General features: G+C 50.6%; 24 protein-coding genes and 3 tRNA genes. 3 read left to right on the top strand and 24 right to left on the bottom strand.

The genetic code is table 11. The annotated features are described in order from the left end of the window. Positions 1–3: 3 nt before the first annotated feature. From cas1c to ADJ74_RS09060, 22 genes are all read right to left on the bottom strand, one after another. Positions 4–1,032: a type I-C CRISPR-associated endonuclease Cas1c gene (gene cas1c, locus ADJ74_RS09165; RefSeq protein ID WP_050343680.1), complete on the bottom strand. Its 1,029-nt coding sequence runs from the start codon at positions 1,030–1,032 to the stop codon at positions 4–6. Then, positions 1,029–1,688, bottom strand: a complete 660-nt coding sequence (cas4, locus tag ADJ74_RS09160; protein WP_050343678.1) for a CRISPR-associated protein Cas4 — start codon at positions 1,686–1,688, stop codon at positions 1,029–1,031. Before cas4 ends, cas1c begins: the two co-directional genes overlap by 4 nt. Before the next feature lies 1 nt (position 1,689). Next, positions 1,690–2,595 (bottom strand): type I-C CRISPR-associated protein Cas7/Csd2, encoded by a 906-nt coding sequence (gene cas7c / locus ADJ74_RS09155; protein ID WP_050343676.1) that lies wholly within the window; start codon positions 2,593–2,595, stop codon positions 1,690–1,692. Beyond that, the gene (gene cas8c, locus ADJ74_RS09150) at positions 2,595–4,520 is read right to left on the bottom strand and encodes a type I-C CRISPR-associated protein Cas8c/Csd1 (RefSeq protein ID WP_050343674.1); all 1,926 of its coding nucleotides are present in this window, start codon (positions 4,518–4,520) and stop codon (positions 2,595–2,597) included. The genes cas7c and cas8c overlap by 1 nt, the downstream gene beginning before the upstream one ends. Beyond that, positions 4,517–5,239, bottom strand: coding sequence for a type I-C CRISPR-associated protein Cas5c (gene cas5c, locus ADJ74_RS09145; RefSeq protein ID WP_050343673.1), 723 nt, complete (start codon positions 5,237–5,239; stop codon positions 4,517–4,519). Before cas5c ends, cas8c begins: the two co-directional genes overlap by 4 nt. Positions 5,240–5,251: 12 nt before the next feature. Continuing rightward, complete coding sequence (locus ADJ74_RS09140; RefSeq protein ID WP_050344272.1) at positions 5,252–7,666, bottom strand: CRISPR-associated helicase/endonuclease Cas3; 2,415 nt, start codon at positions 7,664–7,666, stop codon at positions 5,252–5,254. 157 nt (positions 7,667–7,823) lie between these two features. Then, positions 7,824–7,900 (bottom strand) — tRNA-Met (locus tag ADJ74_RS09135). Positions 7,901–7,905: 5 nt separating this feature from the next. After that, positions 7,906–7,991: transfer RNA gene (locus tag ADJ74_RS09130), tRNA-Tyr, on the bottom strand. Positions 7,992–8,047: 56 nt separating this feature from the next. Beyond that, positions 8,048–9,553: a lysine--tRNA ligase gene (lysS, locus tag ADJ74_RS09125; protein ID WP_050343671.1), complete on the bottom strand. Its 1,506-nt coding sequence runs from the start codon at positions 9,551–9,553 to the stop codon at positions 8,048–8,050. Between the two features lie 11 nt (positions 9,554–9,564). Further along, on the bottom strand, positions 9,565–10,035 hold the full coding sequence (gene greA / locus ADJ74_RS09120) for a transcription elongation factor GreA (protein ID WP_050343669.1): 471 nt from the start codon (positions 10,033–10,035) through the stop codon (positions 9,565–9,567). A gap of 13 nt (positions 10,036–10,048) precedes the next feature. Beyond that, positions 10,049–10,345 (bottom strand): GIY-YIG nuclease family protein, encoded by a 297-nt coding sequence (locus tag ADJ74_RS09115; RefSeq protein WP_050343667.1) that lies wholly within the window; start codon positions 10,343–10,345, stop codon positions 10,049–10,051. After that, positions 10,342–10,950 (bottom strand): peptidylprolyl isomerase, encoded by a 609-nt coding sequence (locus ADJ74_RS09110; protein ID WP_050343665.1) that lies wholly within the window; start codon positions 10,948–10,950, stop codon positions 10,342–10,344. Before ADJ74_RS09110 ends, ADJ74_RS09115 begins: the two co-directional genes overlap by 4 nt. Positions 10,951–10,973: 23 nt before the next feature. Continuing rightward, complete coding sequence (locus tag ADJ74_RS09105) at positions 10,974–11,690, bottom strand: MBL fold metallo-hydrolase (protein WP_050343664.1); 717 nt, start codon at positions 11,688–11,690, stop codon at positions 10,974–10,976. A gap of 6 nt (positions 11,691–11,696) precedes the next feature. After that, a complete protein-coding gene (locus ADJ74_RS09100; RefSeq protein WP_050343662.1) occupies positions 11,697–12,617 on the bottom strand; it encodes a YitT family protein in 921 nt (306 codons plus the stop codon). Continuing rightward, entirely contained in the window at positions 12,614–13,276 is a 663-nt protein-coding gene (locus ADJ74_RS09095; protein ID WP_084708977.1) for a hypothetical protein, read from the bottom strand. The genes ADJ74_RS09100 and ADJ74_RS09095 overlap by 4 nt, the downstream gene beginning before the upstream one ends. Positions 13,277–13,301: 25 nt before the next feature. Continuing rightward, entirely contained in the window at positions 13,302–14,534 is a 1,233-nt protein-coding gene (locus ADJ74_RS09090) for an aminopeptidase (RefSeq protein WP_050343661.1), read from the bottom strand. Position 14,535: 1 nt separating this feature from the next. Next, positions 14,536–14,979 carry a D-aminoacyl-tRNA deacylase gene (gene dtd, locus ADJ74_RS09085; RefSeq protein ID WP_050343660.1) on the bottom strand — a complete coding sequence of 148 codons (444 nt, stop codon included), beginning with the start codon at positions 14,977–14,979 and terminating at the stop codon, positions 14,536–14,538. A gap of 76 nt (positions 14,980–15,055) precedes the next feature. Next, positions 15,056–16,339, bottom strand: a complete 1,284-nt coding sequence (locus ADJ74_RS09080) for a M18 family aminopeptidase (RefSeq protein ID WP_050343659.1) — start codon at positions 16,337–16,339, stop codon at positions 15,056–15,058. A gap of 67 nt (positions 16,340–16,406) precedes the next feature. Continuing rightward, a tRNA-Pro gene (locus tag ADJ74_RS09075) sits at positions 16,407–16,483 on the bottom strand. Between the two features lie 118 nt (positions 16,484–16,601). Further along, positions 16,602–17,204 (bottom strand): IS30 family transposase, encoded by a 603-nt coding sequence (locus ADJ74_RS09070; RefSeq protein ID WP_253271741.1) that lies wholly within the window; start codon positions 17,202–17,204, stop codon positions 16,602–16,604. A 28-nt stretch (positions 17,205–17,232) separates the two neighbouring features. Then, positions 17,233–17,424, bottom strand: coding sequence for a helix-turn-helix domain-containing protein (locus ADJ74_RS09065; protein ID WP_050343655.1), 192 nt, complete (start codon positions 17,422–17,424; stop codon positions 17,233–17,235). A 90-nt stretch (positions 17,425–17,514) separates the two neighbouring features. Then, complete coding sequence (locus tag ADJ74_RS09060) at positions 17,515–18,561, bottom strand: tRNA-dihydrouridine synthase (protein WP_050343653.1); 1,047 nt, start codon at positions 18,559–18,561, stop codon at positions 17,515–17,517. Positions 18,562–18,674: 113 nt separating this feature from the next. Between ADJ74_RS09060 and ADJ74_RS09055 the strand changes: the two genes are divergently transcribed. Together ADJ74_RS09055 and ADJ74_RS09050 are read left to right on the top strand one after the other, a co-directional pair. Beyond that, positions 18,675–19,019 carry a helix-turn-helix domain-containing protein gene (locus tag ADJ74_RS09055; protein ID WP_050343652.1) on the top strand — a complete coding sequence of 115 codons (345 nt, stop codon included), beginning with the start codon at positions 18,675–18,677 and terminating at the stop codon, positions 19,017–19,019. Positions 19,020–19,103: 84 nt separating this feature from the next. Continuing rightward, positions 19,104–19,673 carry an alpha/beta hydrolase gene (locus ADJ74_RS09050; RefSeq protein ID WP_050343650.1) on the top strand — a complete coding sequence of 190 codons (570 nt, stop codon included), beginning with the start codon at positions 19,104–19,106 and terminating at the stop codon, positions 19,671–19,673. Between the two features lie 103 nt (positions 19,674–19,776). On the opposite strand, the gene ADJ74_RS09045 is transcribed toward ADJ74_RS09050, so the two are convergent. Beyond that, a complete protein-coding gene (locus tag ADJ74_RS09045) occupies positions 19,777–20,958 on the bottom strand; it encodes a multidrug effflux MFS transporter (RefSeq protein ID WP_050343648.1) in 1,182 nt (393 codons plus the stop codon). Positions 20,959–21,230: 272 nt separating this feature from the next. On the opposite strand from ADJ74_RS09045, the gene tnpA reads away from it, so the two are divergent. Beyond that, complete coding sequence (gene tnpA, locus ADJ74_RS09040; protein WP_050343646.1) at positions 21,231–21,704, top strand: IS200/IS605 family transposase; 474 nt, start codon at positions 21,231–21,233, stop codon at positions 21,702–21,704. A 147-nt stretch (positions 21,705–21,851) separates the two neighbouring features. On the opposite strand, the gene ADJ74_RS09035 is transcribed toward tnpA, so the two are convergent. Next, positions 21,852–22,541, bottom strand: a complete 690-nt coding sequence (locus ADJ74_RS09035) for an aspartate/glutamate racemase family protein (RefSeq protein ID WP_050343645.1) — start codon at positions 22,539–22,541, stop codon at positions 21,852–21,854. Between the last annotated feature and the right edge of the window lie 40 nt (positions 22,542–22,581).

Raw genomic sequence — 22,581 nt, 5'->3', positions numbered from 1 at the left:
TCCCTACTTCCACAGAAACGACGGATAGGCATCAAGGTCACCGCGCAGGTGACGAGCAAGCAGGGTTGCCTGCACATGAGGTACAAGCCCCCATTTGATTTTTTCCTCGAGAAAAGGATGTGTGATCATCCCCTCTTTGTGCGAATGCCATGCTTCTAAAATCTTTTTTCGCCCATCATCGGTCAGATATACAGCCCCCCCTTCTTCTAACCGAAAGTCCTTGCCGTTGATCTTTTTTTTATTAACCATGGAAAATGCTGTGCGATCCGCCATTGGACGCAGTTCCTCCATGAGATCCAGTGCGAGTGACTGTCTGCCAGGACGATCTCGGTGGAGGAAACCGACATAGGAGTCCAATCCTACCCCTTCAAGCGCCGCCCCCATATCATTCATCAAGAGCGCATAGAGAAATGAGAGGAGACAGTTCATGTTGTCGAGCGGTGGTCTGCGGTTACGCTCAGTGAAAAAGAAGTCCTCCTTCTGTTTGAGAATCATATCATCGAACACAGAGAAATAGCTGACGGCAGCCTTTCCCTCAATCCCGCGAAGTTCCTCCAAGTCAGATGTACACATTGCCTCATGGCAAGAGATTTGAAGGAATTCACTGACTGTCTGGAATTTCTCCGCATCAATTCGCATGGCATAGTCTCTGCGTGTTCGCTCAACTATCCAACGGGCATTATAAATCTTACCGAGGATAAAGCTCTTCGCAATGGCGAGGCTGGAAGATGCATCATCTGCTCTCCGATACTGTTCCCTGCGCAGAAGTACGTTGCCATTCATTTTGCCGATCACGCGAGCCTGAAATTTCCCCTCCGGACTCATAAAGGTCATGGCAATATTATCCTCCGCACATTTCCGCATGAGGGCAGGGCTTGCTCCTGTATAGCCAAAGGTTGTAATCTGCTCAAAATTATGCAGTGGAAAGCGGGCCAGTTCACGATCATCACGCAAGACCACGACATTCCCGCCATCCAACGCAAGATATGCTTCATCTTGATTGATAAAAAGCGTATTCAAAAGAGGCTTCATCCTTCTGCCAGCCTCCTCTCAAGATAATTCTTTGCAGATCCGAGATGATTCAGCCTTGGTACACAGACATTGTTCAGAGAGCAGTTCGTACAGCCTTTTCGCCTCTTTACACGCGGGGTATGGCCGCTCCGAATATATTGCCTCATTTCTTGCACCAGAATTGGGATCTCATCCTTTAGCTCATCGGAAAATGTAACCTTAACCCGACGTCGAATCTCCCCATAATACAAATATCCGAAAGGAATGTCTGTCATGAGCATATCCTCAAGACAGAGTGCCTGCAGTGTCAGTTGGAGTACATCCTCGTCCCCCTCCTTGGGCCTTCCTCGCTTATACTCGATTGGGACGACGCGATAACTACCCTGATAGGAGGGAATAGATACTCCCGCGGGATCCGCGTGGAATTCGACAACATCGCAGGCGCCAGAAATTCCAATGCGCGGGGATGCTACACGCATTCCACGTACGATAATTTTATTTCCGCGTTTTTCCTTGATGTTCTCATCGTGTGCTCTCTCATGCAGGGCATTCCCCTCGACGGTCAGAACATTTTCCTGCCAATGCTGCTCAAGATGAATCAGCCCCCATTGACGAGGACAAAAGACATAATGCTGAATCTCCGAGAGCATCAGATACTCTTCCTCAGCATAACTCATATTACTCGACCAAGCTTCCCTCAACATATTTCTCAATGTGAACGCCGTCAATAGCATAAAGCGCACTGTCGTCGATGATGTAGTCATCCAAATGCGATGGTGTCTCTACCCCATCCTTTTTCTGTGCAAAAACGCTGCGATGGATCTTCGCACTCGGTGCACAGCCGGTCTTGTTTGAATGTTCAATCCAATAGAAACGGCTCATCTCCATACTACCCTCGGGACGGGCGGACGAGGCGTCATTCTCGAAAATTGTACAGAGAGCATCCTTGATTTTCACAGCATCTTCGTCGCTGAAGCCCGTCTTTTCCGCTAGCTGAACATTGATGCTGCCCTGGAACTTGTACACACCAAAGTCTACGCGATGCTTCATGCCCATCGTATCAGAGCCTTTCTTGTCGCCCGGCTCATTGTTGACGCTCTTTGTGATTTGTACACTCGTGATAGTCACAGGGTCTAGACTGACTGCCGTATGAATCGATACGGGACCGCGTACACCAACTGAGACGGAATCGACGCCCTGCTTTTTCGCCTCTTTGAGCGCAAACACCTGTCCGAACGAACGAACATCTATCCATGCTTTACATGCCTCTTCTGCAAAGATTCGTGTACGCCCCTGCTCCTTATCCTTCATTTTTAATGGTTTTTCCATCGCGGGATTTGCCTCAACGCGTGAGCGAATGCTGTCGCAGCCATCATCAACTCGTTCATTCGACTGGACAAGAATCTTTTCTCCTACATCCTGCAAACGATTGCGCACTTTCCGCTTAAGACATACATCAGAAATCTCTCCATAGCCGTTATAATCTGTGCGCGGCTGATTTCCATTCAGCGGATCACCATTCGGGTTCGAGCGCTCCACCATGATAAATCCAATAAAATCAATTTTCTTTGTCAATGCAGCCATCATGCGTCCTCCTCTTTCATTGCTTCTTTTTTCTTACGGTTTTCTTCCCGTTCCAATTCCATTGCATACTGCTGACAGTAGTAGCCGAGTAAAAACTTCCCATCTAACGGACGATTCGAGAGAAAATCTTCCTCATTGAACATACTGCCAATCCGACTAATTAATTTACGCTCCTTTCCTCCATACATTTCTCTCTTTTGCTGATATGGAAGCAGTTTCTTTTGAAGCGTCCTCCATGTAGATGCAGGACGGGAGGAGAAAATCTCCATATAGCGCATGGCATTCGTTGTACGGTTCCCCTTTTCCTCTGCTGAGAATGTTGCCCGCTCCATCTGATCTGCTACAGCAATCAACCTGCCAAACAGATATGATCGGTCATCCTTCGTTTCATCAAGTGCCACGATGTATTCCTCCTTCGTTTGATTGAGCCGACGAACGATGATGGAGCACGCCGGCTCTAAAATTTTTCTTCGCCAATCGTAGTAATTATCACAGGCAGCCCTCTTTACTGCACGTCCCATCACCATGCGTTCCATATCCACAGGCAGGGGATTTCCCTGAAGAATAGCATAGAATATACGCTCCAGTTCAAGTTTCATCTGGCTGTCGCCGACGTTCTCCCCGTGACAAGCTTCGACAAGCCGCTTCGGAGTCGGTACACCGAAATAAACAAACGACTCGTCTTTTTCACTGTCATAGCTATGTTGACGCCAACGTCCAAGACGGTGCCAGCGTTCGATCCGCTCGATGAAATCCTCCCCCGCCATCTCGCTGTAGTAACAGATGGAAAGGCGCCCTTTCGTCGCAGCATCGAGAATCATGACATTGACTTGGCTCATCTCTGCTTGCTTGAACTCGTGCCGATACCCCTCAAGTGCCTTTGTCAGCGATTCAGCCCAACCTTTGAGAGACGAGGGGCGCGCATCTTCTGCAGAGCGTCGCCTGCGTGTCAGACGTGCTGTATCGTCAAATACAGGCGGCGGCATTTGCCCACAACGTCCCCAAGAAAGGAAGACACGACCATCGATCACATAGCCTTGATTCCGTGTTAGCCACATCAGTGCATTCATAGCCTTCTGCGATGTTTCATAACCAATGGAGAGACATTCATCCCCATCGACAAATCGCCCACGAAAAGTGAATCCACTCATGTCGTTAGACGAGATAATCTTTGCTCCATCCCCCGGAAATCGAATCCCTTTTCCATGCTTGTCCGTTGGTGTGAGGTATTTTCCTGTTGCATAGCAGAGTCTCTCTGCGTCGCTTGCCCCCCACTCCTGCAAGAAGCGTTGATATTCTTTCTGAAGTCTTGTATCCTTCCATAGTTCAGGACAATCATCTCCATCCACAATAACGCGAAACCGTACCATCGATTTTAGAATATCCCCTGCAACAACACTATATATGGGTGGTCTCTCGATCTCCTTATTCCCCCATTTTTCGAGTATTTTTCCTGCATTGTCCGCATATAGTATTTTTTTCTCAATTAAGTCGTGAATGACATCATGGGTACTGATATAGTGATAGACAGCCTGCACCTTTGTATTTCCACCCATTGCTGCCCAAGAACCAATGAGTTTTTTATACAAGAGATAGGGCATTGTCTCTCCGCGCGGTGGCTTCTTCACATAGTCATAGTAGTCTCTTGCGATGTAGGAGAGGTTATCATGCAAGGGATGTGGTGAAGGACTCGACGTACGCGACGCCGAGTCCGGCGTACACGGAATCAGTGTTGCTCGACATTCCTTTGGGATTACCTCTGCTCGAATCAGCTCTCCATCCGCACTCAGCGTCAACTCGATCTGCGCATTTTGGATAATATGCCCAACAGGAGGAAGCATAGCTTTCATCCCATCGATACCATCCCTGCCGGCAAAGCGTTCATTTTCATCATACGTCTGTACCAGCTGTTCCATCCAACTCATGAGCGCCCCTCCTCTCCCAGAAGTTTATCTTCCTCAGCGGCAAAGGTAACGCTGTTCTTGTCAAATAGCTTGCTCTTAACCCTTCGGATATCTCGCACGAGCGTACACTCCTCAGGTCGTAGGAAGCGAATCACGCCTCCGTCCATCACAGGCTGCCAAAGACGAACTTGCAACATATCGCCGCCTGTTTCATCAACATAGTTAAATCCATGGAACATTGTCCCAAGCGGCATCTCGCCAGCATCGTCATAGTATCCTGTACCCTCGCCATAGTTCACAGGCTCCACATAGCCCTGACACTCCCGCGTGCCGAGGAAAATATCGCGTCGTCCGCCGCGCTCTACCATTCTCTTTGCGATATTGTGATGTTTATTCTCATCTCTGTCTCCTGCAAGCTCCTTACGGTGCAGGTTGAACTCAAAATGTGCACGCACCTGATAGCAGACATCACTCAGGTATGTGTAAATAGAAAGATCATTTCCACCGCCGCTATACTTCAACGGCTTGACACCGCGCGACTGTGTAGCGATTCTGTTCATAACGCGCACTTCATCGACCACCCAATAGAACGTAGGTTTCCAGTATATGCTTTCTGTAATCCCTTTGAGTGCCTGATAGGTCGGCACAGAGTACGAGGAGCGCTCACCGCCGATCTTCGTGATCGGATCGGTAAAGAGCGCCATCCTCCCATAGACTTTAAACTCAATTGCATTTCTCATACGTCCACATCCTCAAATCATGCAACATTCATTACTCTGTTCTTCCATCTGAACACCAAACGTGTCATTATAGTATTCCTCCCGCAGAGCCATCACTCCGCTCTCCGTTTGACGAAGTGCTCCAAGTGAAGAAAGCTTCTTGAGCTCATAGGAGAACAAATTGACCATGTATTGCTGTGCCGTTCTCATCTGTTCACCGATTTTCTTCCTGTCAAAATATCTATCGTTAAATGCAAGAATCATCGACTTGCCACCGGCATAGGGGACAAGGACGGATTCCGTGTGTAAATCGATCACTTCAAATGCATATCCCGCATCACGAAATGCATGGGAGAACCACAGATTAGGATCGTCACCATTCTCCTCTACACGCTGAAAACCTGCATCATTTCTCGATAGAAGATCGAAGATGGTATTTGTATTTTTCATGGGAAAACGCATATCTCTTTCCGTATATCCTTTATAAAATTTACGGAAGTAAAGCTCCATCGTATGCGGTGAGAGAACGGTATCCGCTTCGGCATGATAGAGGATATCGAGTGCGATCTTTTTCCCCTGCTGGATATCCACCAAGCGGCTGATATTTTCATTGGCGAATGAAAACAGGCGAACGATCCCGCGCTCCATCTCTCCATGACGATTGCAGCGCCCTGCCGCCTGCGCGATGGAGGAGAATCCGGCAAGAGCACGATAGACCACAGGAAAGGATACATCAACCCCCGCCTCAATGAGCTGCGTGCTGATACAAATCAGCCGCTGTTCCGAATATTTCCGGCGAGCATCAAGCTCCTCCCGTACAGTACGCAGTACCGCCTTACGGTGGGCAGGACACATTTTCGTACTGAGATGCACAACATGAATATCTCGTTCCGAAATCTGCGTGCGTTCAGAGACTGCCTCGCAGAGACTCCTCGCCTGTGCCGTGAGGTTCACAATGCAAAGGACATCACCAATCTCCTCTGCAGCGTGTACGATCTCACCAGCAATCTCATCAACGGAAGAGCCTCCATCCTCACAATGGTTCTCAACCTGCACACGTCGGAACCCCTCAAACACCTCTGCCGTATCACTGGTAAGATCGGCATGGTTACTTATCTCAATGGGAAATTTCAGCTGTTCCAATGGCGGCTGTGTTGCCGTGCATAGAACGGCAGTAACACGAGAAAATGTCTTGAGAAAGTTCATCGCTGCATTGAAGAGATATGTACAGCGTACAGGCAACGTCTGAATCTCATCAAAGATAACGATGCTGTCCTCCAATGCACGCAGACGTCGGAGTGAGGAATTATCTCCTGCAAATAATGTATTGAGAAATTGTACCTGCGTCGTAAAGATAACCGGAACATCCCATCGCTCCGTAAGGATGCGTCGAAAGTCCATACGCTCCGTATCTTCCCCATCGTCCTCCGTGATGACATTGGAATGATGTTCCAAGATCGCGTCATCCATGTGGAAAATATCACGAATCTCCTTGACGTTCTGATCGATGATCGACGTATAAGGAATGACGACAATAATACGCTTCTTCTGATAGATTTGGGCATGCTGCAGCGCAAAACGCATACTCGCAAGGGTCTTTCCTCCACCAGTTGGTACGCAGAGCCGATAGATTCCCGGTAATGCTTCCGCTGATTTTAGACAGTCCTCACTGATCTTCTGACGAAGATGCGCTATCTCCTTCGCCTTTGGCTCCGATGGAAGCGTAAAGTCTGCCAATTTTTGTTCCAGCTTGTCGGAAAAATCCTTCCAAATGGCTGACGTATCCCACACACGTTCCCGTGCTTCCCCGAGTTCGAACTCCGCACTATCCAGACGATCAGCATCAACGAGCATACTGAGCAGCAGCTTATGGATCATGCCCCAGTAAAAATGATACTTCTCGCCACTCTCCGGGGCAAGCGCCGTAATTTTTGCGTCAAGCACAGTAAATTCATGGACAGCATGCTCAAAAAGCAAATCAAGCTCTGACTCCGAGATAACTGTATCATAATAATAGGAAAGAACGACATTCGGCACATCTATTTTCTCCATGCGCCGCAGAAAATCCGATACACCGTCCTCTCCCAGATAGTTCATGAGACCAGTATGATGAGAAAAAATGACAAGTGCTGCTATATGTACAGTAAGAAGAGCAGAATCCCCTCTTCTGCCATAGCGCTGCATCAAGAATTGCCCGCCTGCTGACGAGTGATCTACCGTCCCCTTGCGGCTATTGTCCTCTGGATGCTTATGACACCAATCGAGATAGTCCGCAAACTCCTCCGAACATTTCCCAAGATCATGCAGTACGCCGATCAGATAAGCAAGCGACGAGAGTCCGATCCTCGCCGCATCTTCTTTCATCAAGTTGCCCACACGAAGAAGATGAGCCCCCATCGTCTGTTCTTTCGAGCCATCGCGCCTAATATGCGCAAAATACGCTTTCATCTTCATCTCACTCCCAAGGTTATAATTCTATTTTATTTTATCAATTCCTTCAATTATTTATTATAATTAGAAATTTTAGTATCCAAATATGCAGCATCGTGACATCAAAAAATCCCCTCATCCGGAAATCATCGGACGAGAGGATATATCGTTCATTTGGTGGCGGCACAGAGATTTGAACTCCGGACACTGCGGGTATGAACCGCATGCTCTAGCCAACTGAGCTATGCCGCCGATGATGGTGGGCAGGGATGGATTCGAACCATCGTAATCCGAAGATGACAGATTTACAGTCTGTTGCCTTTAACCACTCGGCCACCTACCCAAAAACCTTGTCAAGTATATGCGATGAAGTACTCCTTTGTCAAGGAGTTTTTACCGCTATTCGGCAAGTGGTTTCATCGTCGGGAAAAGCAGCACATCGCGGATGGACGGGCTGTCTGTCAGGAGCATGACGAGGCGGTCGATGCCGATGCCCAGTCCGCCCGTCGGCGGAAGTCCATACTCAAGAGCCGTCACGTAGTCGCGATCCATGACATGTGCCTCGGCATCCCCTGCCTCGCGCTGTGCGAGCTGATCTAGGAAACGCTGCTCCTGATCGATGGGGTCGTTCAGCTCCGTAAAGCCATTGGCGAGCTCACGCCCATAGATGAAGAACTCAAAGCGATCCGTAATGCGCGGGTCGTCCGCATTCCGCTTGGCGAGCGGCGAGATTTCCGTCGGATGTCCCGTGATGAAGGTCGGCTGCATCAGAGACTCCTCGACCTTCTCCTCAAATGCCGCATTGAGAATTCCACCGATGCCATGACGCTCCTCGAACGGGACGTGAATCTCGCGCGCCATGGCGCGTGCCTCTTCAACCGTATGGCAGGAGAGGAAGTCCTTCCCCGTCGCCTCACGAACGGCATCGTTCATGCTGATGGTGCGCACCTGCCCAAGGTCAATCTCGACACCCTGATACGTGATCTTCGTCGTCCCCAGTACATCCTCTGCGGCCTGACGGACAATGCCCTCCGTGATCGCCATGAGATCGCGATGGTCGGCAAAGGCCTGATAGATCTCAATGGAGGTAAACTCAGGGTTATGCCGTACGTCCATTCCCTCGTTGCGGAAGATGCGCCCCATCTCGTAGACGCGATCCAGTCCGCCGACGATCAGGCGCTTTAGACTGAGCTCCGTCGCAATACGCAAATAGAGGTCGATGTCGAGCGCGTTATGATGCGTGATAAAGGGACGCGCTGCTGCCCCGCCTGCGAGCGTGGAGAGCACGGGCGTCTCAACCTCAAGGAAGTCACGCGCATCGAGATAGCGGCGAATCGACTGAAGGATTGCCGTGCGCTTGCGGAATGTCTCGCGCACCTCCTGATTGACCATGAGATCAAGATAGCGCTGACGATAGCGCGTATCTACGTCCTTCAGTCCATGGAACTTCTCAGGCAGAGGACGAAGTGCTTTGGCGAGGAGGTCAAAGTCCTCGACACGCACGGTCACCTCGCCGCGCCGCGTCTTAAAGACGACACCGCGAATGCCGATGATATCGCCAATGTCGAGACGCTTGAACTCTTCCTTGTACTTCTGTTCGCCGAGCACGTCAAGCTTAAAGTACACCTGAATGTTCCCCGTGCGGTCATTCAGCGTGGAGAAGGACGCCTTGCCATGCCCGCGAATCGCCATCAGGCGTCCAGCGATGCGGACTTCCTTCCCTTCTTCATCCTCGGCGAGATGATCGTATTCCTTTTTCAGATCCGCCGCATAGTCCGTGACCTCATAGCGATGTCCAAACGGGGCAATCCCCATGGCGCGGAACGCATCCATCTTTTCCCGACGGACGCGCATCATTTCATTCAGATCCTGTTCCTGCAAAGCAGATGCATGTTCTTCAGCCATCAATGTTCCTTTCACTTCTTGATATCGATAATCTTGTACTGGATGACACCCGCGGGAGCATTCACATTGATGGTGCGCCCGATTTTCTGCCCGAGGAGTGCCTCGCCGAGCGGGGACTCGTTCGAGATCTTCCCATCATCGGGATCCGCCTCTGTCGAGCCGACGATGAGGAACGTCTCCTCCTCGTCAAACTCCAAATCCTTAACCGTCACGCGGCTCCCCATCGTCACAGTCTTTCCGTCACCCGCCTTGATGATGTCGGAGTTGCGAATCTTGTTCTCGAGTTCCTGAATCTCGCCCTCGAGAAATGCCTGCTCATTCTTTGCATCATCGTATTCAGAGTTCTCGGAGAGGTCACCGAGAGCAATGGCGGCCTTCAGGCGCTCTGCAATCTCAATGCGTCGAACGCTTTTGAGATAGTTGAGTTTCTCAACGAGCTTGTTGTACCCATCTTCGGTCAGCATGACCTTTTTCTCTGCCATGAAATGATCTCCTTCACTCTATGTGTACTTTTTTATTGATTTCATCCAGCAGAGCGGTGAGCTCCTCACCGCCTGACAGGACTAATGCTTCTCTTTGTGCATGCCGGAGTTTTTTGATCTGACATTCTCTCCGCTGCGCCTCCTCCTTCGTCGCAAAGGACTCGACATAGGCGAGGAAAACGGGGCGGTGCGCACGCGTGTACTTTGCCCCGCTGCCGTCGTTATGCGCACGAAGACGTCGCTCAAGGTCGTTCGTCCAGCCCGCGTAAAGGCTCCCGTCCGCGCACCGCAGGAGGTAGGTGTAGTTCATTCGTCCGCGGACTTGATCGTGATCTTCTCGATCACAACATCATGCACGGGTCGGTCTGCATAACCGGTCTGTGTGTGTCCAATGTCACGTACGACATCCATCCCCTCGATCACCTTTCCGAAAACGGCATGATGATCGTCCAGCCACGGCGTCGCAGCGAGCGTGATGAAGAACTGACTTCCGCCCGTATTGGGGCCCGCATTTGCCATGGAAAGGATACCCTCATCATCGTGACGGAGTGACGGGTCAAACTCATCGGGAATGGTGTAGCCCGGACCACCCGTGCCATTCCCGTTCGGATCTCCGCCCTGAATCATGAATCCGTCAATGACGCGATGGAAAATCAGCCCGTCATAGAACCCCGTCTCCGCGAGATCGATGAAATTCTTCGTCGTGATCGGTGCCTTGTCCTCAAACAGCTCGACCTCAAATGTTCCCTTATTCGTTGTAAAAATTACGATGCGATTTGCCACGGTGTGTTGTTCTCCTTTTTGATTCTGTAACAGCTTGTTGAGTGACATCCCTGCGTTCCCGCTGTGCGCGATGCAAAGCACGGCAGCCAGAACGGCAACAACGAGCGCAAGGACAGAAAATTTCTTTCCCATTCTACCGAATGCCCTCCTATATTTCAACCAAAATTGGAAAATTTATGCCGCTCCCCTGCCGTGCAGGGCGACCACACAGGAATTTCTCGCCCCTTGGCAAAGAAATCTGCGGAGGGCTGCCATGCGGGATAGCCAACGGAATGCATCGCAACGAGTGCACGCGGATTCGTCTCGGCGCAGAACACCTTCGCACCGCGTTCCATGGATGGCCCGAGACGCCCGTCAACAGGGAAAAAGGCGACGTCACACGAAAGCCCTGCCAACCGTTTCATCTGTTTCCGAAAGCCGTTCTCGGCAAACTTACGGTTCACCTCAGTGTCCCCTGTCCAATCCCACCAGTTGAAATCACCGGCATGGAAGATACGCTTTCCATCCACCTCGACGAGGAACGATGTTCCCTCATCCGTAGAGGAGAACGATGTCACGAATATGCACTCATCCTTCCATGCATCATAGCAACCGATCCACGTGGTCTTATCCTGCGGAATCCGTGCTGCTCCTGCATGCTCACGAATGTCCTCACTGAGGATATACCGTGTGGTGTGTGCCGAAAAATCGGCAATCATCGGATTAAAGTGGTCAAAATGTGCATGTGACGCGAAAAAATACAAGGGGGCATCCCCATGCGCCCCAATCTCCTTGGGCAGTACGCCGGCAGGATCATCAAACGCATCGAACACGAGCAGAATCTCTCCCACACGGACGAGAAAGCCGCTGTTCAGCAAATAGGTCGCTTCCATGAGCACTCATCTTCTTTCGTTTTCATCTTCTGCATTTTCATCGGATGCAGCGGCATCGTTTTGATTGATCCGCCCGAATCCACGCCCCATAACCTCATTTGCCGACATAATGATGACGAAGGCATGTGGATCGACATTATGGACGATGAATTTCAGTTTTCCGACCTGCGTTGTCCCAACGCAAACGAAGACAACGTTACGCTCACGGCGCGTATATGCTCCCTGTCCATGCAGGAATGTGACACCACGGTGCATGTTGTCGATGATACTCTCCGCAATTTCCCGATGGCGATCGGAGACAATCAGCACGGCCTTGCGCTGATTGAAGCCAGCGACGATCTTATCCACCATCGTCGCATTGATGAACATATAGATCAGCGTAAACATCGCCGGCGCCATGCCAAAGAGGAATGCGGCAATCAGCATGATGAGACAGTTGAGCGAGAAAAGCACGCCGCCCATGTGCAGATCATAGTACTTTCGCACGATCGCTGCAAGGATGTCGAATCCGCCCGTACTGCCGTTCATGCGGAACACCAAGCCGTAGCCGAGTCCTGCAAATACACCGCCGTACACTGTTGTCAGCATCATATCGTTCACTGGTGCATAGGCATTGAGTGGACGTGTGAGATCGAGCAGAAAGGAAAAAATCGCTGTACCGATGATAATATCGACTGTATACGCACGTCCCATCAGCTTCCACGCCATAAAGAGCAGCGGAATGTTATAGACGAACGTCTGCAAACCGATCGGCAGTCCGAACAGATAGTAGACAATCATCGCAATTCCGGTTGCACCGCCCGTGAGCAAATGCGCCGGAACGAGAAATAGATTGATCGCGCTGCTCGCGATGAGACATCCCAGCGTGATACCGGCATAACGCATGACGCGATGCCCCAGCATACGCATGTGCAGATGATGCGTCATGTTCCGTATCCTCCCAGACGAACAGGAGCAGCAGACGGCAGCGCAGTCACGTCAATTTCCTTCTGTTCGATGAAATCACGCGCAAGATCCTGCACACCAAACGGACTGTATGGAGAACGTGAGAGTTCCTCTGTCTCCTCCTCGGTCAGCGGCAGCATGGTCATCCGCGTGGAAAGCAGTGCTCCGTGCTCGGCATCCAAATTCAATACGAGATGGCGGTGCACATTCATCGGATCGTCATAAACATAGCAGGTATGATCATCCATGAACTGCCGCTGTGCTTTTCCAAACACCCGAAAGATATAGCTGCTCGTCGCACCATAGCGCACATCTTGCCGCAGACGGTACGCTTCTCCCATGAGGCTGATGTCCACCACCTTCTTTCCTGCGACAGTGGTCGAGACAACAATATCCCCGTATGTGAACGTGCGCAGATGAATCCCATGAACTATCTGCGTCCCCTCTGTATCCTCCTCGCCCCACGCCTGTCTGAGTGACTGCTCTGTATCCCCGAGGGAAATGCCGCGATAGGAAAAGTCCGTGTCCTGTATTTGCCCCGCCGCTTCTCCTCTTGCAAAGAGAACACAGAATGCCAGCATACAGGAAAGAAAAAAGAGGACACACTGCATATCGTTCCGCATATTCTTCACCTCAACCATCGGAAGCTATCAGATATGGGCATTCTCAAAAAGAAAAGCTGCCGTGCTCCATAATAGTGATCTCCTCTCCCGCCCGCGTCCTGCCAATGACGGACAGATCTGCCGTTCCGATCATAAAGTCCTCGTGAACAAGAGAATGATTGACTCCATGACGGAGAAGCTCCTCCTCCGTCATGCCATCTCCGCCCCTGATGCACGTCGGATACGCCTTACCCAAGGCCAAATGACAGGACGCATTCTCATCAAATAGTGTATTGTAGAACAGGATCCCGCTCGCAGAGATGGGCGACGCGTGCGGCACGAGAGCCACCTCGCCAAGGAAGGATGCCCCCTCATCCGTCTGCAAGAGCTCGCGCAGATGCTCCTCCCCGCTCTCCGCGTGGTAGTCCGTCACCTTCCCCGCACGGAATGTCAGCGAAAAACTAGCGATCAGATTCCCATTATAGTGCAGGGGTTTCGACGCGACAACAACACCATTCACACCGTCTCGCTTCGGCAGGGTATAGACTTCCTCCGTGGGAATGTTCGCGACGAACATCGTCCCCGATGCCGCCCGTTCCGCACCGCCCATCCAGATATGCCCCTTGGGCAGTTCCACATGGAGATCCGTGCCAAGACCGTTCCGATAGTGAAGTTCCAAAAAATCATGTGCATTCAGAAAATCTGCCGTCTTCTGCAGAGCAGATACGTGCTCCTTCCATGCCACAACGGGATCAGACTCCTCCGACACGCGCACGGCACGCAGAATCTCCGTCCAGAGACGCGCTACCGCCGTCTCTTCTGTCTCGTGCGGAAACACCTTGCACGCCCACGCAGACGTAGGGACAGACACAACGCACCACGTATTCTGATTGCTCATCAGCCGCGCACGATAGCCCTGCAGAGCCTTTCCTGCTGTCTGCCCAGCCTCCGTCAGACGCTTCGGATCGACATCGGAGAAGAGATCCGGGTTCTCCGCCGCGATGGAGATAAACGCCGCTCCCTGCGCCGCACTTTCATCGTAGAATGTCTTTCGCCACGCAGGGAACTCACGGAATCGTGCCGCAGGCGCCTGACGAAAGCGGATGTGTGAGAACTCCTCATCACTCCAGTTCACGGAAACATCATGCGCACCTGCACAGTAGGCTTCCTCCGCGAGTGCATGGACAAAATCAGCACAGGTAATCGGCGCATGAATAACGAGCGGTTGGTCTTCCTGAAGATTCACACCGACACGTACCACAAGAGCGGCATATTTACGAAGCAAATGCGTATTCATTCTATACCTCATCCGTATCAAAGAGGAGTGTCACGGGACCGTCGTTGACCGATGCCACCTGCATATCCGCACCGAATTCTCCATGTGCGACAGAAACGCCGTGTTCCCTTAGATGCGTCATAAACGCCTCATACATAGGAATTGCCACATCCGGCTTTGCCGCCTTGGAAAAACCCGGACGTCGTTTTTTGAGATCCGCAAAGAGCGTAAACTGCGAGATCACCAATACCGCACCGTTCACCTCAGAGAGCCCACGGTTCATCTTTCCCGCATCATCGGAGAACACGCGCAGATGAATGATCTTTTCTGCCAGATGCGCTGCATCGGCGTCCGTATCCTCCGGCGCAATACCGAGCAAAATGAGATAGCCCGTTCCGATCTGGCCATGCAGCATCCCATCAATATGGACGGATGCCTCCTTAACACGCGTGACTACTGCTCGCAACACATCACCTCGTTTTATCAGTGATTCCTTTACATAATGTGCTCTATTATAACACGCCTTGCCGCGGATGTCTTTCCTATGCGGAGAAAAAAGCCGAAAGAAGCCGCGTAAGTGCCGTCTGATCCTCTGCCCCCATGGTCTCGCGTGCAGAGTGCATCCCAAGAACAGGGACGCCGATATCCACCGTCCGCATTGGCAGCTGTGCCGAGAGAATCGAGCCAAGTGTCGCCCCGCCCGGCGCATCCGAATGATTCGTAAACACCTGATAGGGGATCTCCTCGTCCTCGCACAGTGTCCTTATGACGGCACGCCCGTAGGCATCCCCTGCATAGGATTGATTCGCCGCCACTTTCAGGACGACGCCTCCATTCAGCACGGGCTGATTCGTCGGATCTGCCTTCTCCGGTACATTGGGATGAAGTGCATGAGCAACATCCACCGAGAGACAGAACCCTTGCAGAATCGTCTCAAGATACTCCTCACGCGAGCATCCGAGTGCCGTATAGACCTGCTCCAAGATCATCCCCAGCACAGCCGAGCCTGCGCCCTGCTTCGTACGGCTGCCGACCTCCTCATTGTCAAAGAGCGCTGCAACACGGATCCCCTCTGTGCCATCCCATTCATTCACGGCATCAAGACAGGCCTTGACCGAGGACAAATTATCGAGGCGCGGCGCCGACAGAAATGCATTGTCTGCCCCCAGCAGGCAGCCGCACTCACAAGGATAGGCATTCAGATCATAGGACAGGATCTCCTCTGGGGGAGCGTTCAGCTCCTCAGCGAGGAGTGCAGTCAGTCTATCCTCGTCAGTGTCTTCTTCACGACCGTCGAGGAAGAGCAGCGGCAGGAGATCTTTCTGTGGCTTCAGCTCCACCCCCTCATTCACTTTACGGTTCATGTGTATCGCAAGATTCGGAACGATCATCAGCGGGCGGCGAAAATCGACACAGTGCATCTGCGGAGCAAGAGGATCTGCGCTGCGCACGGCCACAGCCCCGGCGAGTGAGAGAGGACGATCCATCCACGTACTGCGGATCATTCCGCCGTATACCTCCACATTGAGCTTGCCATAGCCGTGCTCATGCATCACCGCATGGGGCTTGACGCGCAGACATGGAAAATCCGTATGAGCACAGACAATGCGAAGCGGTCCGTGCACATTCTCGCCAATCGAAACGACAACGCCGCCCGTATCAAACAGGGGAAAATAATAGCTGTGCCCCGCAGAAATTCCTTCCTCAGGAAACAGATGCGCTCCGAGCAGTGCGTTACACGTCCTGCCTGCCACATGATATGGCGAAGTCGCCGAATCAATAAAGTCAATCAATTCCTCGGCACATTTCGTCTCTTCGTAGGTCATGCGAAAGCCCTCCGCTCCATAAACAGAAAAAGACCCGCCCACCGGCTGGTCTTCACTAAGCAAAAAATGGTCGGGATGACAGGGTTCGAACCTGCGGCCTCATCGTCCCGAACGATGCGCGCTACCAAACTGCGCCACATCCCGACAACGATATGTATTTTAGCAAGTTTCGTGGGAAAATGCAAGCATTATTTTTGTCCTCTCCACCCCAGGGCAAATTGCAAGTTTAATTGTCGCAAGGTCTCGTTAAACTTTTAGCGAGTTATATCATCGCAGCATACATATCATTTGCTGACTTATATCCGAAAATCTTGCGCGGATAGTTGTTAACCCAATCTTCGATCCGCTGCAGTTCCTTCGGCTTCAATTTGCTGAAGTCCGTTCCCTTGGGAAGAAACCTGCGCAGCATGCGATTACCGTTTTCGTTGCTTCCACGCTCCCAGCTGCTGTACGGATGCGCGTAATATACCTCGCCGCATTTGGCGGCACGCTTCATTCCTTCGCCATCCAAAAACTCTGACCCGTTGTCCGCCGTGATACTCTTGAATACGTGCGTAAAGTCTCCTTTGACGCGCCGCTGCAACCGACGAAGTGCTTGCAGTACTTCTTTTTGGCTCTTGTTCTTTATCAGAACATAGAGTGATTTCCTCGTCTGCCGTTCGACCAATGTTAAAATCACCGGCTTTGTCCCTTTGCGACCGACGACCAAGTCAATCTCCCAATGTCCGAACGCCTCTCTCCGATTCACCGGCTCAGGGCGCTCGTCGATGCTTTTCCCGTCCCGGTTATTCCACGCAACGCCGTGCCTGCTGTTTTCTGTCTGTTTGTCTCGATTCTTTTTGTAGAGGAGGTCGTCGTTCGTGATTTCGAGAAATAGCTGCTGATCGATATAGTTATACAGGTTTGAGCTGCGCTGTCATTCCAAGACGCCGCTCCCTCTCAATCGTACGCTTGGAGCAACCGATGTATGCGGCGATTTCCTGCGGCTTCAACCCGGCCTGGAAATAGGCTTCGATTTTGTACCGATCCCGCTCCGTCAGCTGTTTCCATTTCCCTGTTTTTGTAGTACAATGATTCTGTTCCATTTTGCAGTCTCACTTTCAGTTTCTTTTTGTGTTGTGACTAAAAGTTTAACTGAACCGTTTGCAAAATGGAACTTTTTGCGTCAATTTATTTTACAAGGAACCATTCTTTTTCCGCATAATGCGTGCGGGACATTTCCTGCCATCGGTGAACCATCGGCATGTTTTACAGCCAAGACATGGGCGATAATTCATATTCTCCATCGATCGCACGACAAATAATGGATCGGCAAGAAACGCCCTGCCATAGGCAACAAAATCACAGGAATTATGTTCCACGAGAACGTTGCCTCGTGCAAGCGTGTCAATCCCCCATACGGTGATGACGGGGATGTGTATGTGCGGCTTGATCGAAGAACCTGCGTATACAATGCTGCTATATTCATAATCGGCAGGCAGATGGAAGTTCCGTGTCTGCGGTATCCCGTGCGAGACATGTAGCATTTCGATGCCGATATCCTCGAACGCCTGGGCTGCTGCAATATCCTCCTCCAGTGAATTTGTCCAGCCCATTCGATAGGACAGGATGAAATGGTCATCGGCGAATTTCTGAATACCGCCCACGATCTCTCGGGCAAGCGTCAGCCGCCCACACAGATCTCCTCCATATTTGTCGCTGCGTCGGTTCGCCTCGGCAGAGGTCATCATATTCAGAAAAAAACCATGTGCGCCGTGTAGTTCGACACCATCTGCTCCCGCACAGAAACAAATATATGCGGCATTTATAAAATCATCTCGTATGCGCTCCAAATCTGCTATTGTCAGCGTGTTGACATCTTTGGAATCAAATGCCAAAAAATCATATCCACCTTTGCCCAGCTGTACAAAGAACCTGCTTCCGCACCTATGACAACGATCTGCAAGTTGCTGCAGATATGGAATATGTCGCTTTGAATACGCTCCTGCTCCACCAGATGTTCCGGCAGAACTCGCCATGGGATCGTCTGATGCTGATACGCTCAGAGACTGGCTGATGAGAAGCCCAATCTCTTGATCGCAATATTCAAGGTATTCGCGGATAAGCATATCTCCCATAATCCCATCACTGCAAGGAAATTCGAACCGTACCATCGGCGCCATAACGATTCTGTTTTTGAACATCACTTTTTTGATCTGATAGGATGAAAAAATATTGCTCATACATGACTCCCTCCTAAATCTTGCTATTTTTGTCAGCATCATTATAATCATTGTATACCATTCAATATAGTACGCACTAATTTGTAAGATACTATCCAAAAGGAGAGAATTACATGATTCAAAATCTCTGCCGCAGCAAAGAGGCTCCGTTTTTATCAACCTTAGCGGTCATCGGGGGCAAGTGGAAAATGCGCATCCTCTATGAGCTTTCATGTGATTCCATTTTACGATATGGCGCTCTGAAACGAAATCTGGCTCCTATTACGCACAAAATGCTGAGTACGCAGCTGAAGGAGCTTGAAAAAGATGGCATGATTATCCGCAAGGAATATCCACAGGTTCCCCCAAAGGTCGAATACTCCCTGTCCGATAAAGGAAAAACATTCGTCCCCATCATCAATGCAATGTGCGATTGGGGAAAAGCGTATCCCAGCAACAGCTCATTCGGCACTCACTAAAAAGTGCCTACTTGTGCCAGTCTCCGACAGGCAGTAATATAAATCAAGCGTTTTACGACATATAATACTGCAAAGGAGAATGAAATGAGTAAGCAGGCACATGATAAGAATGTATATATCATTCACGGGTTTGACGCATCATCCACGCGGCACTGGTTCCCCTGGCTGAACAAATTTCTGGCAGACAAAGGTGTTACCACTGAATCCATCGATATGCCGACACCGGCACAGCCGAACTGCAAAACATGGATATCATTTCTCTCAGAGCATCTCACGAGCGTAACATCAAACACCTATTTTGTTGCCCATAGTCTGGGATGCATTACAACGCTGCGATATTTACAAACAGTTGCTGCACCAATCGGCGGCACTGTGCTCGTCTCCGGATTCGATCAGCCGATTCCAGACTTTTCGTTCCTCGATGAATTCACCGCTACAATCCCAAACTATAAAATGCTTTCAAGAATAATCCCAAACAGAGCTGTTGTTTCCGCCATAGACGATCCGATTGTCCCCCACGAGTTCAGCCGTTCATTTGCCGAACGATTCGACGCAGTCTTTTATGAGACCAAGACGGGCAGGCACTATCTGGACGCTGACGGCGTGACAACACTCCCCATAGTTGCCAATGTACTGTCTCGCATGATGGAATAATTACAAATAGAATACCGTATCCGATGAAGTAGAAAAGAGATTCCAAACGCTAGGTAGGGCGAATGGAAATCTCTATCCTAACCGGAGAATGGTGTTATCCCCATCATGCACGCACAAATTTTCCTGCCACGAATGCAAAGACAGCGGCGAGCAAAACAAAGCCAGTGATGATGTAGCACATGGCGACGGGCGTGCCGTCCGAGAACACGGCGAGGAGAGCGGAGGAGATCATGCCGCTGCCGTATTGGAGTGCGCCGATGAGTGCCGCCGCAGAACCCGTGATCTCATCCGGAACTTTAGAGAGCGCCGCCGCATTGGAGCAGGCGGTAATAATACCATTTGTACTGCATACCAAGAACATGGGAATGGCGATCCCCCACAGACCGAGCATACCCGTCAGTCCATCCGCGAGCAGCCAGAGAGAAAAGAGTGCGGCAATGCTCGTTGCTGCCTTGAGCAGCCGCGAGAGGGAGAAACGTGTCACAAACATGCGGTTGAAGTAACTCACCGCCGCAACGCCGATGATGTTGACACCGAAGAACAGCCCATAGTACTGCGGATCAATACCGAAATGACGGATGTAGATGACAGGCGACTCCGTAATGAAGGCATACACCGCCACATAGAAGAACGTCACGCTGAGGGTATTCATCATGAAGAATTTCATCCGTACGAGCCTCCCATAGCTCTTGAATGCCGCACCGAGGCTCTCGGCAGAGCGTTTTTCGTGCGGCAGCGTCTCCGGCAGGAAATGCACGGAGAAAAAGAGCAGTACGGCAATCGCAGCCATCAGCCAGAAAACCATGCGCCAACCACCGGCGCCCATGAGAAATGCACCGAGCAGTGGTCCCACGATCGGCGCCGCCGCCATGATGAGGACGAGTGTCGAGAGCATTGCTGCCGCCTGACTGCTCGTGCAGAGATCACGCACCATCGCGCGGCTGAGCATCGGGCCGACGCATGCACCGACCGCCTGCACCACGCGGAAAACAATGACCATCTCCATCGACGGAGCGAGCGCGCAGCCGACCGAGCCGACGAGGAAGAGGAGTGCTCCCAACGCAAGCGGAATCCGACGTCCGATACGGTCGCTGATCGGTCCCCAGACGAGCTGGGCAATGGCAAAGCCGACGAGAAAGCTCGTGATCGTCAGAGCCACTGCACCGCCGAGGTCATCCTGCATTGCGGGCATCGCGGGTAGGTAGATGTCCGTCGACAGCGAGGCGAATGCCATAAAGGCACTTAGGATCATCATAAAGGACAGACTGCGTTTCGGTTCCTGCATAGTAATTTCCTTTCCATTTCCGCATAACGGATGCTCTTTTTCTTGTTGATATTGCATATTATAACTACTGCATCAGTACCTGTAAAAAAAGAGATTCCAAACGTCAATCGGACGAATGGAATCTCTTTTTTGGTCGCCGAATAGGCATGATAAAACCCCCAGTTCAACTGGGGGTAGAGAAAAAATCTTATAGAAAAGGAATGCGCCTCCTATGCTAAACTAGAAGTGGCCTGACAACCACAAATAAAGAATAGCATAGGAGGCGCTTGTCAATGAATGACGTAAAAAGTTTATCACACAGTAAATGGAGATGTAAATATAATATCGTGTTCGCCCCGAAATATCGACGGCAAGTAATCTACAACCAAATTAAGGTCGACATCGGAAAGATCCTACGAGATCTGTGTGAACGCAAAGGTGTGGAAATCTTGGAGGCAGAGTGTTGCCCGGACCATATCCATATGCTGGTAACCATACCGCCGCATATGAGTGTATCTGGGTTTATGGGCTACTTGAAAAGTAAAAGCAGCTTGATGGTGTTTGATCGACACGCGAACCTGAAGTACAAATACGGAAATCGACATTTTTGGTGTCGCGGATATTATGTCGATACCGTTGGGAAATATGAAAATGCAATCAAGGATTATATCAAGAATCAGTTACAGGAGGATATTATGGCAGACCAACTAAGTCTAAAAGAGTTTGTTGACCCGTTTACGGGTAGCAGGAGTGAGAAAGGCAAATAAAAATGCCCCCGAGTAGGGGGCTGCCCGTGATAATAGTGTGGTTGTCAGAACCCGTTCGATGCACCTTTTAAGGTGCTACCACAAGCATTTGGCCCTTATAGGGCCTGTTCAAACCACCAGTTCAACTGGTGGTTTTGATTCGCATTTTTATTGTTCCAGTGATTTGAGTGCTGCTTGCTTCGCATGAATGCGTGTGGTATCAAAGAGTGGAATATCGGTATCGGATTGCTGGATAAGAAGTCCGATTTCAGTACATCCTAGGATGATGCCCTGCGCCCCGTTTCGTGCGAGTTCATGAATAATGTCCAGATATGCGGCTTTGGACTTCTCAAAAATTTTTCCGAGGCACAGTTCATCGTAAATAATGCGATTGACGACATCGACATCATCATTTGGAATGACGACCTCAATCCCCTGTCTGATCAGAACGTTCTTATAGAAATCCTGCTGCATGGTATATTTCGTGCCGAGCAGGCCGACTTTTCGGATGCCATGTTTCTTTAGCTGTACAGCGGTCATGTCCGCAATATGCAGGATGGGGATATGAATTCTCCTGCCGATTTCAGGCGCTACCTTGTGCATCGTATTGGTGCATATTACGATATAATCCGCACCCGCCCGTTCTAATGCTTGTGCGGCTTCAGACAAAACATCTGCGCTCTTATCCCATTCCCCGCTCGCTTGATATTTCTCGATTTCATCAAAATCGACGCTGTATAGAATACATTTTGCAGAGTGCAGACCGCCCAGCTGCTTTTTTATCGTTTCGTTGATGACCTGATAGTATGTCACGGTGCTTTCCCAGCTCATACCACCGATCAGCCCTATTGTTTTCATTGTATCACCTCTTCCATTACGATAGCACCGCCCGTCCGTC

The organism is Selenomonas sp. oral taxon 478 (genome assembly GCF_001189555.1).
In the GTDB taxonomy this organism is placed as follows: Bacteria; Bacillota; Negativicutes; order Selenomonadales; family Selenomonadaceae; genus Centipeda; species Centipeda felix.
The sequence above is the reverse complement of the archived record's forward strand: the minus strand, read 5'-3'. Positions and strand labels throughout refer to the sequence as shown.

Excerpts from the sequence above, each read along its gene's own strand:
- ADJ74_RS09050 (WP_050343650.1), top strand. The coding sequence starts at position 19,104 with ATGAGTAAGCAGGCACATGATAAGAATGTATATATCATTCACGGGTTT.
- ADJ74_RS09095 (WP_084708977.1), bottom strand. The coding sequence starts at position 13,276 with ATGGTTGAGGTGAAGAATATGCGGAACGATATGCAGTGTGTCCTCTTT.
- ADJ74_RS09060 (WP_050343653.1), bottom strand. The coding sequence starts at position 18,561 with ATGAGCAATATTTTTTCATCCTATCAGATCAAAAAAGTGATGTTCAAA.
- ADJ74_RS09110 (WP_050343665.1), bottom strand. The coding sequence starts at position 10,950 with ATGGGAAAGAAATTTTCTGTCCTTGCGCTCGTTGTTGCCGTTCTGGCT.
- ADJ74_RS09055 (WP_050343652.1), top strand. The coding sequence starts at position 18,675 with ATGATTCAAAATCTCTGCCGCAGCAAAGAGGCTCCGTTTTTATCAACC.
- cas7c (WP_050343676.1), bottom strand. The coding sequence starts at position 2,595 with ATGGCTGCATTGACAAAGAAAATTGATTTTATTGGATTTATCATGGTG.
- ADJ74_RS09105 (WP_050343664.1), bottom strand. The coding sequence starts at position 11,690 with ATGGAAGCGACCTATTTGCTGAACAGCGGCTTTCTCGTCCGTGTGGGA.
- tnpA (WP_050343646.1), top strand. The coding sequence starts at position 21,231 with ATGAATGACGTAAAAAGTTTATCACACAGTAAATGGAGATGTAAATAT.
- cas5c (WP_050343673.1), bottom strand. The coding sequence starts at position 5,239 with ATGAGAAATGCAATTGAGTTTAAAGTCTATGGGAGGATGGCGCTCTTT.
- ADJ74_RS09065 (WP_050343655.1), bottom strand. The coding sequence starts at position 17,424 with ATGGAACAGAATCATTGTACTACAAAAACAGGGAAATGGAAACAGCTG.
- lysS (WP_050343671.1), bottom strand. The coding sequence starts at position 9,553 with ATGGCTGAAGAACATGCATCTGCTTTGCAGGAACAGGATCTGAATGAA.
- cas4 (WP_050343678.1), bottom strand. The coding sequence starts at position 1,688 with ATGAGTTATGCTGAGGAAGAGTATCTGATGCTCTCGGAGATTCAGCAT.
- ADJ74_RS09035 (WP_050343645.1), bottom strand. The coding sequence starts at position 22,541 with ATGAAAACAATAGGGCTGATCGGTGGTATGAGCTGGGAAAGCACCGTG.
- ADJ74_RS09045 (WP_050343648.1), bottom strand. The coding sequence starts at position 20,958 with ATGCAGGAACCGAAACGCAGTCTGTCCTTTATGATGATCCTAAGTGCC.
- ADJ74_RS09115 (WP_050343667.1), bottom strand. The coding sequence starts at position 10,345 with ATGAACTACACCTACCTCCTGCGGTGCGCGGACGGGAGCCTTTACGCG.
- cas8c (WP_050343674.1), bottom strand. The coding sequence starts at position 4,520 with ATGAGTTGGATGGAACAGCTGGTACAGACGTATGATGAAAATGAACGC.
- ADJ74_RS09100 (WP_050343662.1), bottom strand. The coding sequence starts at position 12,617 with ATGACGCATCATCTGCACATGCGTATGCTGGGGCATCGCGTCATGCGT.
- ADJ74_RS09090 (WP_050343661.1), bottom strand. The coding sequence starts at position 14,534 with ATGAATACGCATTTGCTTCGTAAATATGCCGCTCTTGTGGTACGTGTC.
- greA (WP_050343669.1), bottom strand. The coding sequence starts at position 10,035 with ATGGCAGAGAAAAAGGTCATGCTGACCGAAGATGGGTACAACAAGCTC.
- ADJ74_RS09080 (WP_050343659.1), bottom strand. The coding sequence starts at position 16,339 with ATGACCTACGAAGAGACGAAATGTGCCGAGGAATTGATTGACTTTATT.
- cas1c (WP_050343680.1), bottom strand. The coding sequence starts at position 1,032 with ATGAAGCCTCTTTTGAATACGCTTTTTATCAATCAAGATGAAGCATAT.
- ADJ74_RS09140 (WP_050344272.1), bottom strand. The coding sequence starts at position 7,666 with ATGAAAGCGTATTTTGCGCATATTAGGCGCGATGGCTCGAAAGAACAG.